Raw genomic sequence first — 15,284 nt, forward strand, 5'->3', positions numbered from 1 at the left:
GGTTCCGGTAGTGCCGCGTTGCTATGCATGGCGACGGTTTGGCGGCACCCGCGCGAACACTATCAACTCTTCCTAATGAACTTTTTCAAGTAGCTCGCGACGTCGACCTGAACTCTGGCATCAAGCTTCAGAGCCGCCTGGTCAGCAATTCTGTTCATCGCGGCAAGCACTTCCAGTTTTCCCCATCCTGCGTCGAAAGCGTCACTGAGCAGTTCCATCAGACGCAATTGAATTGCCAGTTCGCAATCTTCGGCACGCTTGGGGTCGTTCAATGCGCGGCGTGGTCTCGCGATCATCACAAGGCCTTTCATCCCGGAGGCTTCGCTTTCGCGGCTTCTCGTGTTGACGCAGCAAGCAGAAAATCTTCGTGATAGGCTAGCGCGGTCGGCGAGTTTGCACTTTGATTTCGATCAATGAAGCCGCAGCTCATAGTCCGAACTAAGTCCGTAATGGGCTGGCCTGATGTAGCCGTCACGGTTCGATCTGTGCGTGGTGCGTCAAGTTTGACCTATGTCAATGAAAGCCCGGTGATAGCATGAGACCCTTGGAAACCTGATCGCATTTGGCTTCAGGCTCGATCGAAGGATCAGATATGTCGTATCAATCCCAGTCATCCGCATCCGTCTTCAACTCGGTTCCCTTTGCCCACACCAACCGGGCATTCGCGGTGGCAGCCGTACATTTGCAGGCTCACGCTTTCAAAGCCTTGATCCGCGTACAGATCGAATCTCTTGCGTTCGTCAAACGTCGTTGCGAGCAGGACTTGAAGTTGATCGACGATCTGATCACTTCCGAGAAATATCAGAACACATTTGGGGTGTACGGTGAATTTTGCCGCGACGCTGTCTCCGAATACGCAGCCGAAACGCGCAAACTAATGTCCACGGGGTCCCGGATTGTTTCCGATTCGGCCAAATTTGCGAACGGCGAAGTCGACAGGATTTTCGAGGATGTGGCCGCTCGGACGATCGGACCTTGAGCCGTGTGCAATCAGCCTTTGGGGACACCGCACCTCCAATCAGGACTGTTGAATGAACCCTTCGCATCGCACAGGAGGTCGAAATGTCCGACAATGTCGTAGTTCCGAAGCAGCTGTCCCGCCGCGAAATGGAACAGATCGATTTGTACTGGCGGGCGGCCAACTATCTGACGGTTGGGCAGATCTACCTTCTTGACAATCCGCTGCTTAGAAAGCCGCTGAAGCTTGAGCATGTGAAGCCACGGCTGCTTGGCCATTGGGGAACCTCCCCGGGCTTGAGCTTCGTCTACGCTCACCTGAACCGGATCATCCGGCAGCAGGACGCGAACATAATTTACATATGCGGGCCGGGACACGGTGGCCCCGCAATGGTTGCAAACGCTTATCTTGAAGGCAGCTACACCTCCCGCTACCCGGACGTTACCCGCAACGAAAAAGGCATGCACAAGCTTTTCCGGCAGTTTTCATTTCCCGGGGGAATCCCGAGCCACGCCGCCCCCGACGTTCCTGGGTCCATCAACGAGGGCGGCGAGCTAGGGTATTCATTGTCTCATGCCTTCGGCGCCGCTTTCGACAACCCCGATCTCATCGTCGCGTGTGTCGTAGGTGATGGGGAGGCCGAGACCGGACCGCTCGCCGCGGCCTGGCATTCCAACAAGTTCTTGAACCCGCAGCGCGACGGCGCCGTTCTGCCCATTCTGCATCTCAACGGATACAAGATCGCCAATCCAACGATACTGGCGCGAATTCCGCACGAAGAGCTGCACTCCATCTTCGTCGGTTATGGCTACCATCCGCTTTTCGTGGAGGGAGAAGACCCGGCGCAGATGCATGAACTGATGGCGGCTGCACTGGACGAGGCGATGGAGAGAATCCGATCTATCCAGGCCACCTCACGCCAGGACTACGATGCACACGCAAGCCGCCCGGTTTGGCCGATGATTATTCTGCGCAGCCCGAAGGGGTGGACGGGTCCGAAGGAGGTCGACGGTTTGAAGACCGAGGGATTCTGGCGTTCGCATCAGGTTCCGCTTTCCGGGCTTGCCGATAACCCGGAACATCTGAAACTTCTTGAGGAATGGTTGCTGAGCTATCGGCCAGAAGAACTCTTCGACGCTAGAGGATCTCCCATCGCGGCGATCGTCGAAGCCACCCCTGAAGGCCGCCGGCGCATGGGTTGCAACCCACATGCCAACGGCGGCGTGCTGCTTAAGTCGCTCGAAATGCCGGATCTCGAAACCCATGCGGTGTCCTTGTCGGAGCCAGGCGCTGTGAAGGCGGAGGGCACCAAAGTGATGGGCGCATTCTTGCGTGACGTGATGCAGGCGAACGTCACATCAAGAAACTTCCGGATTGTGGGGCCCGACGAAACCGCGTCGAACCGCCTTCAGAACGTGTTCGAAGTTACAGACCGCACCTGGATGGCTACGGTATTGCGGGAGGACGCCAACCTTGGTCCAAACGGAAGGGTGATGGAAATTCTGTCCGAGCACACCTGTCAGGGGTGGCTCGAGGGGTATCTTCTTACCGGCAGGCACGGATTCTTTTCGTGTTACGAGGCGTTTATCCACATCGTCGACTCCATGTTCAACCAGCATGCGAAATGGTTGGACGCGGCCCGGGATATTCCCTGGCGTAGCCCCATTTCTTCTCTCAACTACCTGCTCACCAGCCATGTCTGGCACCAGGAGCACAACGGCTTCAGTCATCAGGATCCGGGTTTCATCGACGTCGCGCTCAACAAGAAAGCCGATGTTGTGCGGGTTTATCTTCCGCCCGACGCCAACACCCTGCTTTGCATAACCGATCACGTGTTACGCACGTGGGACAGGATCAACATCATCGTCGCGGGGAAACCGCCTATGTGGCAGTGGCTGTCGCTGAAGGAGGCTCGCGTCCACTGCAAGGCAGGCCTGGGGAGATGGCATTGGGCTTCGAACGAGGGCGGGCTTGAGCCTGACGTGGTGATGGCGTGCGCGGGTGACGTGCCGACGCTCGAAACGCTTGCGGCCGTCAGCATCTTGCGGGAGTTCATGCCGGACCTTCGCGTCCGGGTGGTCAATGTTGTCGACCTCATGGCGCTGCAGCCAAAGGAACGTCATCCGCATGGGCTCGCCGACGAGGAATTCGATGCAATGTTCACAAAGGACAGGCCTGTCATCTTCTCCTATCACGGCTATCCATGGACGATTCACCGCCTGACCTACCGCAGGGCTAATCACGATAACTTTCACGTCCGCGGTTACAACGAAGAGGGCACGACGACCACTCCCTTCGATATGACTGTGCTTAATGGTCTCGACAGGTTCAGCCTCGTTATTAGTGTGCTCGACAGGATTCCGGGTACTGATCCAGCGACAACTCCACTCAGGCAGCGAATGCAAGCCAAGTTGCTTGAGCACACTGAATATATTCGAACGTATGGTCAGGACATGCCGGAAATCTTGAACTGGAAATGGGACGCATCGGCTGATCGCGACAAAGGGCAAATGCATAAATGACCGACACGATCCTCGTTCTGAATGCGGGATCTTCCAGCCTGAAGTTCGCGGTCTTCGAACAATTGGACGCGTTGCAACCACTCTTGCGCGGCAACATTTCCTCGTTAGACACGAGGCCGCGGATGGCAGTCTGGGAAGGCGAGGGTGGCCGTACAGTCAAGACCGCTTTGAACAGGGATGCAATAAATATCAAAGCTGCGATGGAGCTGGTCATGGCGGACCTTGCCGAGCGAGCTCTCCTTCGTGGCGTGACTGGCGTTGGACACCGCATCGTCCACGGAGGCCAACAATTCAAGGGACCTGCCTTGCTTGATGAGTCGACGATGAAGCAACTGCGGGCCCTTGTTCCCTTTGCACCGATGCACCAGCCCCGCAACATCGAAATCATCGACGCCGCGCGCGCCGCATTGCCGTCCGCAACGCAGTTTGGTTGCTTCGACACGGCCTTCCATCATAGCCGGCCGCATCTGGCGAAACTTTATGGTCTGCCCCTTGCGCTGACTCGGTCGGGGATCATGTCATATGGGTTTCACGGAATTTCCTACGCCTACATCGCATCGCAGCTGAAATCCAGATTCGGCAAGAAGGCCGGTGGCCGGGCCATCGTGGCACATCTTGGCAGTGGGGCCAGTCTCTGCGCCATGAATGAAGGAGTCAGTGTGGCGACGACGATGGGCTTTTCGCCCCTCGATGGCCTGGTGATGAGCACACGCTGCGGTTCCATCGATCCCGGCATCATCATCCATCTGATTCAAGATCGTGGAATGAAGATTGAACACGTCTCGCGCTTGCTCGAAAGCGAGTCAGGCATGCTCGGTGTTTCGGGTATTTCTGGAGACATGCAGGCACTTATCGAGTCTGGCGATGCATCCGCACAGGAGGCCGTAGACCTGTTCGTGTATCGTGCCGCTCGCGAGCTCGGAGCCATGGCTTCCACCTTGCAAGGACTGGATACCCTGGTGTTCTGTGCCGGCATTGGAGAGCACTCTCCGTTTATCCGCGAGAAAATCGGAGCGGCCGTGCAATGGCTGGGCGTTAAGATCGATACGGATCGAAATTGGCGCGGTGACGAAAATATTAGCAGTTCCCAATCCGAAGTTGACGTTCTCATCATCCCAACGGATGAGGAGAGAGCCGTGGCGGAGCAATTTAACCAAGCGAAGTCCCGCGCGATCTGATGAGAGAGTTTAGGCTCGCTGCTTCTTTATCATTTCGAATTGCGGTAGCTCTGTGATGGCAGAGACCACCCTTGGCATCGCGCGGAATGGCCGACGCCCGGCGGAATCTTCGCCTGGGGTGCTTCGATTTGCCGGTGGCAATATGAAGTGCCATTATCTCTGGCGTCGTCGTGGTAGTGTTTGCAGGATGGGCGCTTGCACCCAAACGGCTCAATTGTTTATCCGTGTTTATGCAGCAGGGGCGAGCGATGGATGAACTCATCCTTCGATTGGGTTTGGCACTTGCGATCGGAATACTGGTTGGCCTCGAAAGGGGCTGGCGGGAGAGGGACGCTCCGGGCGGCAGCCGAACCGCTGGAATTCGAACGTTTGGCATTGCAGGTCTGCTCGGAGGTTTATTGGCCGCGTTGGCTCGCAGCTTTGATGCAGCTTCGATCTATTTCGTAGGCCTCATCGTCTTTTCTGCAACCTTTGCTTTGTTCGCTTATCGGGAAACCGAGAGGGATAAGATTTTTTCGGTGACCAGTACCGTCGCGGCGATGTCTGTTTTCGCATTGGGAGGACTGGCGGTCGCCGGCGATTTTCGGGCAGCAGCTGCTGGAGGAGCAGCCATTGCATGTATCCTGGCAAGCCGGGAAGTCCTGCATGGACTACTTAAGCGATTGTCGGGGAACGAGGTCAGGTCAACGCTGACGCTTGCAGCCATGACTGCAATTGGACTACCGCTGCTCCCTAACCATCCCATCGATCCGTGGGGAGGGTTCAACCCATTCGAGATATGGCTCTTGACCGTGCTGAGCGGGGCGATTTCCTACGCCGGCTACATCGCGGTCCGGGATCTTTGGTCCTAAAGGGATTATTCTGGCGAGTTTGCTTGGCGCGGTTGTCTCATCAATGGCGGTCACCGCTGCCCTCGGACGGCGGGTTGGAGCCGGAGAACCCGTTTCCCTGCTGGCGGGCGGTGCGAGTTTTGCTGGTATGATTTCGATCGTTCGCGTTGGCCTGCTGACAATAGTGATCAAGCCTGAACTCATCACCATGATCCTTGTACCATTGTTCGTGGCTGCCATCGTTTTTGGTATAAGTGGTGGGGTCTTATCGTTTCGCGCGCAACCTACTGTCTCAGAGCATCAACCTCGAAATCCCTTTGACCTTGTATCACTTTTGATTTTTGCGGCAGTTTTCGCGCTGATCTCGACTCTGAGCGCAGCGCTCGTGCAGCGCTTCGGTATTGGGAGCATTCTGTTAACGTCGGCCCTGGCAGGTATTGCAGATGTGGACATTGCGGTTTTGAGCGTGCTGCGACTAAGTATAGATCCGAACAATCAAGTGGCAATTCGCAATGCTATTTTGATTGCGCTGGCCACCAACGGCGGTGCGCGTGTGATCCTGGCGGCAGTTACTGGTGGTCTGAAATATGCATTTCCTCTGATAGGGATCACCTTGCTGGCACTTGGCCTCAGCGCGGCATCGTTATTGATCTATTATTGACGACCCGGGTAGTCATGAACGCCTTTGGGTTCGCCTCTGGTTCATTTTTCCTGGATCGTATCGAGGTATCTAATGATCCTTGAGACTTCGTTCGGCCTAACCTGAAATTCCGGCATATCAGGATGGCCAGTGGATATACCTTCGGCCAATGACTCCTCAAGATTTATCAGCGGATAGCGCTTTGAAAGGGTACGGAATACGGGAGCGTCGGGATGCCTGCTTTTGCCACTCCGTCCGACTGCATGACAGCCGGAACAGTTTTTCTCCACGAAGGACTTGCCGCTTCCCACTGAGGACCGTTCGTTTGTCGCGCTTGCTGGCATTAAGCCCAACACCAGGAAAACAACGAAGGAGATGATCCGTACAGTACAATTGCTATTTCGGGGAAATTTTGGCCAAATCCGCCTCCCACCATGCCGAGTAAGGAGCAGCCGTTTGATCGTCGGCATGGCCTAACACCCCACGCATGTTCGTGCAGGCAAAGAAACATGATTACATGCGGTCGCAATCTCATCGAGGACCAGCTGGACAATGGTATCAACCGATTGGCCAGCGTCAATGTGCCGCCAACGGACAGTACCGATATCCCTGGCCTCCTGCATGTCCAGCACTTCAACAGTTGCATCTGACGCGCTGTTGCTTCGCGTCTCTATTCGTGACGCCAGTGTCGAATGATCCGCATTGAGCCAGATCCCCACGAACGGGACTCCAAGGGCCTTCCCGACGCGTTCGATCAAAACGCGACTGCGGGGCCTGTCAAAAACAGCATCGACAATGACAGACCCCCGGCAAGTCAGTGCGGCTGCTGCCTTATCGCATAGGGTATTGTAAACGACGTGAGAAATTTCCGGTCGATAAGCCTCAGTTGGAAGTTTTTCAGTTGCTCTAACACCGAACTTAGCCTTGCGGATGCGGTCGGTTTCAAAAATTCGCGCGCCCGGTGCGCATCCGACATGTGCGGCCAGCGCCTCTGCGATCGTAGATTTGCCCGATCCGCTCAATCCGCCGATGGCGATCAGGATGGGTGACGGCGGCCCAAGCAAATGAACCGCGAGGTTGAAATACGCCAGTGCCTCTTGACGGAGGCTGGTGGACTTATTTGCGTCCAATTCCACCTGGCTCGCGGTGACGTGGGCGCGAACAGCGGCACGCAACGCCATGAAAAAAGGAAGAACTGCAATGCCCTCGGCGTCACCTGTTAAGTACAGATATCGGTTCATGACCAGATTGGCGTTGTCGCGCAGGTCGCGATGCCAAAGGTCCATCAACAGGAATGCCAGGTCATAGAGCACGTCGACAGTCGCAAGCTGGTCGTTGAATTCGATGCAATCGAAAAGCCTAGGTCCATTCTCGGTAAGATAGATATTGCGCAGATGAAGATCGCCGTGGCAGCGCCGGATCATCCCCGCAGTTTCACGGCGGTCCAGCTGTCTGCGATGCGCGTCCAGTGCTGTCCGGAACGCATCGCTGAATGCCTCGACTTCGGGCTGGGAAAACACGTGACTGGTTGCAAAACCACGCTCGTTGATGTCAAGCACGGCCTCGATATTGGACGAACCGCTGTTGGCGTGGACAGGATCAATCGCCTGATGGAATTTCGCGATCTCTCGAGCGGTCGTGTCCATCAGCGTCGGCGTAAGCTGACCCGCTTCAGCCATTTTGTCGAACAGATGTTCTTGAGAGAACCGCTGCATTTCAACGACAGCATCGATCGTTTCATTCGTGGCATCAAAACACAGCTTTCCATTAGCACCACGGGTAATTCGACTAACGCCGAGATAGAGTTCGGGTGCTGTCTTGCTGTTAAGCTCGACCTCTTTCAGACAATAGGTGAGCCGCAATGCCGGCGTGGAGAAATCGGCGTAGGGAAATTTGACGGCACGCTTAAGTTTGAATGCTCTGTCCGCGACGAGGAAGACAAGAGATATGTGCGTTTCCATCACCTCGACCGTGCCGTCCACGCCGTAACTTTCGGCACGTCGCAAAAACTCAATTGTCTCGCTTTGATCATGGCACATTTTGTTGGCTTTCCAGCAATTGCACTTGTGCACGAGCGCATCAAGCTAACGCATTCAATGTCCAGAATTGTGCGCAACCCTATCACGCCGACACTAGCGTGAGTTGATCTGGATCAAGGCATTCGTGTGTAAATTGGATAGTCTATCCATTGAAATGTCCCGAAACTTCGCTCTCGCGCAGAGCAGCATCCAGGAGAAAGCTGATGTCCTTCAAAACGATCATGTGCGTTGTCGGAATGAAGGTGGGTGACAATGATCTCAAATCAGCCATTGATCTGTGTGCAGAAAACAATGCGCACCTTTCTGTACTTGTCATCTCACTCGCTTCGCCACCTCCCATCGGTGACTACGCATCCACAATCTCGGATGCCTGGCTCGAAGAGCGACAACAAGACATTCAGCAGCTGGAGAAAAGAACGGCCAAGATGAAGACGCTCGTGAATGAAGCCGGGATTTCCGCCTCGATCAGCAGTGAATATGCCGAGTTTGTCTGGGCAGCCGGTGAGATCGGTCGCCATGCCCGTTATACTGATCTGATTTTTATCGGCCCCGAGGTCCTGAAGTCCGAAGAGCTCAAATCCAAGGTTTTGGAAGGCGCGTTGTTCGAGTCCGGAAGGCCCATTCTAATTGCGCCTCCCGGAACGACGCTGACGCTAACACCGAAGCATGTGCTCCTGGCGTGGGATTCGGGCGTGGAATCTGCCCGCGCGGCCCGGGAGGCGCTGGATATGCTCATCAAGGCCGAGGACGTTCACGTCACGCTCGTCGATCCGGACACCAGCTCGATCATGAACGGACCGGAACCCGGAGCCGATGTTGGTACTTATTTGGCGCACCACGGGGTGAACGTAATCGTGGACAGGTTGCCGAGCGGTGGCAATCAGGTCGCGGATGTTCTCAATCAGCACGCCGTCGACATCGCAGCCGATCTCATTGTGATGGGCGGGTATGGCCACTCCCGTCTGCGTGAACGCGTGTTCGGCGGCGTGACAAAATCCATGATCGATGCTCCGAAATTTCCCGTTCTCATGGCGCGTTGATATGATCCTCATCGATTTCGAGGCGCCGCACATGAACACCTGATCGTTGACAGGAGTCGCCTTTGCGACTCCTCAAAAAAGGGAAGGACATCAACCATGAGCGATTTCACTTTGAGGCAAAACGTCATTGACGAACTTGAGTTCGAACCCAGCATCGACGGTACCCACATCGGTGTGACCGCCGAAAATGGAGTGATCACACTTTCCGGACATGTCGATACGTATGTCGAGAAGCACAAGATCGCCGACGTGGTTTGCAGGGTGAAAGGAGTTCGCGGAATCGCCCAGGAAATCGAGGTTCGCCCGCGTGGACAACATCGGACGGCGGACGATGAAATCGCCAAGAGAGCGCTGAGCCTTATTCAATGGAACACAGTTATTCCCGAAGGAACCGTTTTAGTCAAAGTCGAAAATGGGTGGGTTACGCTTACGGGCAAGGTGGAGTGGAATTATCAGAAGATTGCCGCCGCAGAAGCCGTTCGCGGTCTAAATGGTGTAATCGACGTATACAACCACATCGAAGTTCAACCACGGGCAACACCCCACGATGTCAAGAAGCGGATCGAGGATGCGCTGAAAAGGGCGGCGGAGGTTGAAGCGAAAAGCATCGTTGTTGATGTTGACGACTTTGGGAAGGTGAAACTCGAGGGAAGTGTGAGGGCATGGTCGGAACGCAAGGCCGTCGAGCGGGCCGCCTGGTCTGCCCCGGGAGTCAAAATGGTGGACGACCGCATCGTCGTTGTATGATAATTTGTTGGAATATATGCTTCAGCATGATCACTAGTAATGGTTTTCCATAACTGGGATCCGCCACGATCAAATACACGCTAGGTTATCGTATCAGACGGAAACCAACTACCGAACGGTGTACGGTCGGAGCTAAGCGGCAGCGCTGTCGGCCCTAATATTCAGGAAGCTGCCAAATCGCATTGGCAAGAACAGTGGCTATGCCAAGCAATCCCGCGAGCATTACCGATCCGCCCGGACCTTTCGCTTCTCGCTAATGTCCGGACGATACCGCTCACTGGCTTTCTTGCCTACGGGTCTACTGTTGCCAGTGCAGCTGCGATCTCAGCGGCACGTGCTTTGCGTTCCTGTTTGTCCTGGTCGTCCCGTGCCTTCGCTTGGGCCTTAGCGTAGGTTGTTTCTGCTTGCAGCAAGAATTTTTCCACCTCGCTTAAATTGGAGACCCGAGGTCCGCATAAAGTGGCCAGCTATTGCCCTTTTTTTTTCAACAACTGACATGACGGGTGAAACCTGTTCGGTGCCTTTGGTTACCCGAATTTTTGGCGATAGGGGGACAGGGGGCTCTAGGGGAATTTCAGCCGCTCCATGGAAAATGTCATGTGGCGCATTCTTGAAAGCCCATTCTGACAGTTTCCACACGACTAAGAAAACTATCCCCTAGAACCCCTATCCCCCTAATTTGAGGCCTGTTTGATAGCTTCGATTGCCCAGGTTCCGCCGTTGGAATCGTCCGTTTTGATAAGGACGATTGCTCTTCCACCGATCCATCGGTCCTTAAATCGGCGCAAGAAGCCGGTAAATTTCGTAGAGTTGAAGCCGCCGCCCCTGTCGGCGTACGGACTCAAGGCGGATCGGAGGACGGGATCCTCCCCAAACTTGAGGCGAATTTGCTTCACCGTGAATGGCTCGCGGGGCAATGCATCCATCACTTCGCGAAGCGCCACAATCTCGGGGTCTTCATTGCGCATCTGGTCGGTGTTTCCGCGAGGGTCACCCATACCAAGCCAAATAAGCGCGCCACGTACGAGATCAGACCAAACCTTGAAACTGCCCATAGGCGACGGAGTGTCGGGCCTGCCAGCAACGATATAGGCGCGCACGATTGTCAAAGCAGCGGCGACAAGCTCGGCTCGGTCACGTTTCGCGACTTCCACCGGGTCGAAGTCGAAAGCCCGTTCGTCTGGTCGGTCGCAGTTCGCGTCGAGATTGATGATAACCGTTCGTCGGTTCAAATCGCCATAGAGACTAAGCCCGTTACCGGTAGCGCAAATTAGCGCGGTGGATTCGATCTTTAGGTTTTCACTTTTCCCCAAAACGCGGACTTGAACTGACGGCTGTGTCAACATCTGGCACAACTGGTCGCTTCGAAGCGTGCTGGTCAGATTGTCGATGTTCAGTATAGCGTCACCCGCGATTGCGGCGGCACCGATCCGCTTCTCTAGTTCTGCTTCGTCATGGGTTGGCGTGACAACCGACGCTGCTTTACCCGTCGCCAGGACGGCGGCGATATCTACGAGAAGGCTTTTCCCGGATCCCGCCGACGGGGCGCGAACCGCAGACATTGGAGCCGTGGGCAACGCAGCGCGAATTACCGCTGTTATAAGTAGCCCTAGCGCCGCTGAGCGATCACTGTTTGCGACAAATGGAAAGTCGGCTATTGGCTCGGAGAGCTTTTCCACGGCGTTCCGAGCGTCCTGTTTGGTAGGCATTTCAGGGACGGGAAGCCATGCACGAGATGATTTCAGTAGGAGTCCGCTCGCTTTATCATATCCGTGGTCGAGAAGTACGGTCCCGTCGGGACGCAGGCAGGGACATTGAATTACAGCCCGAAGGTGCGGGATCGCTCCCCATCCCTCGCCGCGTCTAGAAATAATCATCTGGGCGACATCACGGGGGCAATCTATTGCCACGTCGTCTTGTGTTCGCCCATCCCATTTCGTGAAATTCGCGAAACGACCAAGCCGATCAATCAATACATCAGCATCAACGGGCTGGATAATTGTCGCGCCGTCAGACCGCTGAACGTCACTATCAGACCTGCTGAGAGACGCCAACGTTTCCGTTGGGGGCAGATATTCGATGACTCGGACCAATGAGCTTCCGCGCGCATAGATCTCAACGGCAGGACTAGCCAGCACCTCAATGGCGGCATCCACGGCTTCATGGATTTTACCTTTAACCACTCGGATCAGTGGTTTTTCCGCTACTGGCGGTCCGAAGCTATAGTGCCCGTCACCGGGATCCGAGAATGGCAATTCTTCAATCGGCGGCGCGTTGATCTCATCGACAACTGGCGGGTCGATGGCGTCGGCAATAGTCTTCCGCACCGCTTCGATACCTGAGATCCGGTAGAGGTCATCAAAGTCAGTGGCGTCAACCTCTTTATCGGGGAACGTCGGGACCGCGACAATAGCGTTGACGGCCTCGGCGGCGGCCGTCGCAAACGTTAGGCCGGGATTATCCACGGGCTTCGTCGTGAACCGATCGTTATCGGCAATAAGGATCAGTTGCTTATCAGGAAATTTCTTTCTGATATTGATCGCTACCGATTTTAGGTTACCAGCATCGAAGGCGACATAGCAGAGATCGCCGGTTGCCTCATGGACGCGGGCGCATGTCGCGTAGCCCTCGCCGATGAAAACGTTGCCGCCGTTGGAGCGTCCAATAGAATGATAGTTTCCATCTTTCGCGGTTCCTTTTACGAAGCGTTTGACGCCGTCGGGCTGGATAAGTTGGGCCCCGACAAGAACGGGCTTTTCGGCCGTCGGCTTAAAAATTGGGACGACGAGGTTACCGGCACGCGCCGTTTTTGGTTCGCCATCGACCTTGTATTTGAAGTCTTCGAACAACTGTTTGAGGCCGGGGAAGATCGGCAAACCCTTTTTGGCGATATAGGGGTGATCGGGAACCGGCTTCTTCGCCGCCGTGTAAAGCCGTGCCGACACCTCGGCGGCTTCCGCATTCAATGCCTTCTGTTCCGCTTCCCGTTCCCGCTTGTTCCGCTCGATGCGGTCCGCGATAACTTTCCGCTCCTCCTTCGAAAGCTGTTTCAGAACCTTCGTAACCGTCCAGGTGTCTTGAACGCCTAGTTTAAGGTCGCCGAAGGCACCCGACGCCGGATGGTCGGCGTGAAGTACATACCAGATATGCCGCTTGTTGCGTTGCCCGATGGCATCGGCGCGGTGCACTTTACCGTCGGCGATCGGATGGCCGCCCTTATTACTTCCGGTATCCATATTGACGCCCGCGGCCCGCATCGCGTCGAGAAAGCTGTTTACGATATCGTCGGGTGATTTTAGCCCACGACCTTGACTTTTGTCGCTTGGAAAACTATCCATAAGTCACGCATTTCTAATATAAAACCTCCCCTGACTTGCCGGTTTTGGGAGGTTTTTATATTTTTGGTGTTGCCCTGATTTCGAATGGTGCGAGCGGATTCACGCTGCGCGACTGCCACGGCGATTGCACACTTGCGGTTCAGCCGGGCACACCTGAAGGTTGGCGATATAGGCGTCAAAGTCGGATTTCAAAATCACGGTCTTGCCGCCGAACTTTCGGAACACCAGTTCTCCGCGCTCGCGCATTTTGTAAATCATTGCCGTGGTTGATCCAGTGATCATGGCAATTTCGGCTACCGAGTAGAAAAGTTTGGTAAATTGGTCTGTCGTTTGCATGTCGCAATCTCCGTGGGAAAAATAATCGCGACAACTAAATGCAAACCCTTTTTACGTTTGGCAACAGCACAATTCCGCAAGTTTAAAAAAATTATAAACCGGATTAAACCGCTGAAATTACTAAATATTGCCAATTGTCGCCAAATGTTGCTGCGGCATGGCAGGCGCTCTGCTTATGCGCGCCTCTTGTTGAAAAAAGTTTGTCAGTGGGGTTCAGTGGTCAAGAACTGCGCCCAAGCGTTCATCATCTCGCGACGTTTTTCGAGTGCGTCCGACCGTCGATAGGCTTGCTCCGCAGCATTCCCAATAATGTGCGCCAAGGCATGTTCGGCAAGCTCGCGAGGGAAATGGGTGGCATCACCACACCAGTCTCGAAAAGACGAACGAAAGCCGTGTGCAGTAAAATGTCCCGCGTTCAAAGCGCGCATTCTCATCGTCAACGCCATTGTGGAAAGCGGTCGCCCCTTCTTGGCTCCGGGAAAGACAAACGCTGAGTGTCGATCGGCATCCCCTGGTGCAATCTTAGCCATTTCTGCAAGGATGCTAAGTGCAGTATCTGAAAGCGGGACCGAATGCTCGCGCCCCGCCTTCATGCGCCCCGCCGGAATGGTCCAAATCTTTTTCGCCAAATCAAATTCTGACCAGATCGCACCAATGATCTCCCCAGAGCGGCTCGCACAAGAAATGAGGAAGGCAAGCGCAAGCTGCGACGAACTTTCAAATCCGCGCGCCTTTTGGAAAAATGCGGGAACTTCGCGCCATGGCATCGCAGCATGGTGGCCCCGCTGCAATTTGGTTCGCTTCCCGAGGACATGCTCAAGATTTCCGCGCCAGAGCGCAGGGTTCACCGTCCAACGCGATTTATCGGGATCACGCGCTTTTGCCGCATCCCATACACGTTCAATGCGACCGCGAATACGACTGGCGGTTTCCTGCTTGGGGCGCCAGATCGGGGAAAGCACGCCCAATATGTCTTCAGTCGTGAGTTCGTTCGTCGGCGTGTGACGGATGGATGCACAATAAGTATCGCCAAGCGTCATCTTCCATTGATCGCGATGTTTCTTATTCCGAAATTCGCCTTCGATACTTTCGATTAGCCGGTCGGCAGCTTCTCCAAATGATGGGACGGGTTTTGCTTTAGCCTCTAGCTCGACTGCCTTCGCGTCTGCAGCTTTTTTTGCTAGCGGGTCGATCCCCTGGGAAATCGATTTCCGGGCGTCGGCGGCGAGATCGCGTGCGCGTTTCAAAGTAATTTCGCGCGCGGAACCGAGGCCCATTTCGCGCTGTTTACCCTGCCATTTGTAATAAAAGACCCATCGACGGCCGCCGTTAGCGGAAATGCTGAGATATAGCCCGCCGCCGTCCGAATGCCTGCCTACGGCAGTCAACGCCTCCGAACCACGTGCTGACAACTTGTGAATTGCGCGCGCCATAAAAGTCTCCGCCGAACTGTATCTGCCCTAGCTTCTGCCCTACCATATGTCATTGATTGATACGAATGAAATTTGAGAGAAACCGAAGGCAGAAAGATTAACTCATTGAAAATTCGCAAAATTTTGACGAAAAAGCGAGGCGCGTTGAGAGCAGTATATGAAATTTGGGCGGACTTCTTCTCCGCCATTGTTTTGAAACTGTTAGATAATTTTACTGGCTTCC

Annotated in this window: 13 protein-coding genes; 7 read left to right on the forward strand and 6 right to left on the reverse strand. The window is 54.9% G+C overall.

Annotated elements, in window-relative coordinates; translation table 11 throughout:
* Positions 1–62 precede the first annotated feature (62 nt).
* On the reverse strand, positions 63–311 hold the full coding sequence (locus BLR72_RS11895; protein WP_091948793.1) for a hypothetical protein: 249 nt from the start codon (positions 309–311) through the stop codon (positions 63–65).
* Positions 312–562: 251 nt separating this feature from the next.
* Between BLR72_RS11895 and BLR72_RS11900 the strand changes: the two genes are divergently transcribed.
* The 5 genes from BLR72_RS11900 to BLR72_RS22890 all read left to right on the forward strand — a co-directional run bounded on the left by BLR72_RS11900 (position 563) and on the right by BLR72_RS22890 (position 6,149).
* Positions 563–979, forward strand: a complete 417-nt coding sequence (locus BLR72_RS11900) for a phasin family protein (protein WP_091948796.1) — start codon at positions 563–565, stop codon at positions 977–979.
* Positions 980–1,062: 83 nt separating this feature from the next.
* Entirely contained in the window at positions 1,063–3,480 is a 2,418-nt protein-coding gene (locus BLR72_RS11905) for a phosphoketolase family protein (RefSeq protein WP_091948799.1), read from the forward strand.
* A complete protein-coding gene (locus tag BLR72_RS11910; protein ID WP_091948801.1) occupies positions 3,477–4,658 on the forward strand; it encodes an acetate/propionate family kinase in 1,182 nt (393 codons plus the stop codon). The genes BLR72_RS11905 and BLR72_RS11910 overlap by 4 nt, the downstream gene beginning before the upstream one ends.
* A 248-nt stretch (positions 4,659–4,906) precedes the next feature.
* Positions 4,907–5,509 (forward strand): MgtC/SapB family protein, encoded by a 603-nt coding sequence (locus tag BLR72_RS22885; protein ID WP_348271822.1) that lies wholly within the window; start codon positions 4,907–4,909, stop codon positions 5,507–5,509.
* 43 nt (positions 5,510–5,552) lie between these two features.
* A complete protein-coding gene (locus BLR72_RS22890) occupies positions 5,553–6,149 on the forward strand; it encodes a DUF4010 domain-containing protein (RefSeq protein ID WP_348271823.1) in 597 nt (198 codons plus the stop codon).
* A 41-nt stretch (positions 6,150–6,190) separates the two neighbouring features.
* Here BLR72_RS22890 and BLR72_RS11920 read toward each other — a convergent pair whose 3' ends face one another.
* Together BLR72_RS11920 and BLR72_RS11925 are read right to left on the reverse strand one after the other, a co-directional pair.
* Positions 6,191–6,598 (reverse strand): c-type cytochrome, encoded by a 408-nt coding sequence (locus BLR72_RS11920; protein ID WP_348271824.1) that lies wholly within the window; start codon positions 6,596–6,598, stop codon positions 6,191–6,193.
* Between the two features lie 3 nt (positions 6,599–6,601).
* Positions 6,602–8,167 (reverse strand): bifunctional aminoglycoside phosphotransferase/ATP-binding protein, encoded by a 1,566-nt coding sequence (locus BLR72_RS11925; RefSeq protein WP_091948803.1) that lies wholly within the window; start codon positions 8,165–8,167, stop codon positions 6,602–6,604.
* Between the two features lie 203 nt (positions 8,168–8,370).
* Here BLR72_RS11925 and BLR72_RS11930 point away from each other — a divergent pair, with 203 nt between their 5' ends.
* On the forward strand, positions 8,371–9,207 hold the full coding sequence (locus tag BLR72_RS11930; protein WP_091948806.1) for a universal stress protein: 837 nt from the start codon (positions 8,371–8,373) through the stop codon (positions 9,205–9,207).
* Between the two features lie 96 nt (positions 9,208–9,303).
* A complete protein-coding gene (locus tag BLR72_RS11935; protein WP_091948810.1) occupies positions 9,304–9,954 on the forward strand; it encodes a BON domain-containing protein in 651 nt (216 codons plus the stop codon).
* A 674-nt stretch (positions 9,955–10,628) separates the two neighbouring features.
* Here the strand turns inward: BLR72_RS11935 and BLR72_RS11940 are convergent.
* From BLR72_RS11940 to BLR72_RS11950, 3 genes are all read right to left on the reverse strand, one after another.
* Positions 10,629–13,292: a toprim domain-containing protein gene (locus tag BLR72_RS11940; RefSeq protein WP_091948812.1), complete on the reverse strand. Its 2,664-nt coding sequence runs from the start codon at positions 13,290–13,292 to the stop codon at positions 10,629–10,631.
* A gap of 99 nt (positions 13,293–13,391) precedes the next feature.
* Positions 13,392–13,628, reverse strand: a complete 237-nt coding sequence (locus tag BLR72_RS11945) for a helix-turn-helix domain-containing protein (RefSeq protein WP_091948814.1) — start codon at positions 13,626–13,628, stop codon at positions 13,392–13,394.
* 203 nt (positions 13,629–13,831) lie between these two features.
* Positions 13,832–15,061 carry a tyrosine-type recombinase/integrase gene (locus BLR72_RS11950; RefSeq protein WP_091948817.1) on the reverse strand — a complete coding sequence of 410 codons (1,230 nt, stop codon included), beginning with the start codon at positions 15,059–15,061 and terminating at the stop codon, positions 13,832–13,834.
* Between the last annotated feature and the right edge of the window lie 223 nt (positions 15,062–15,284).

This window comes from Phyllobacterium sp. YR620 (assembly GCF_900104165.1).
Classification (GTDB): Bacteria; Pseudomonadota; Alphaproteobacteria; order Rhizobiales; family Rhizobiaceae; genus Phyllobacterium; species Phyllobacterium pellucidum.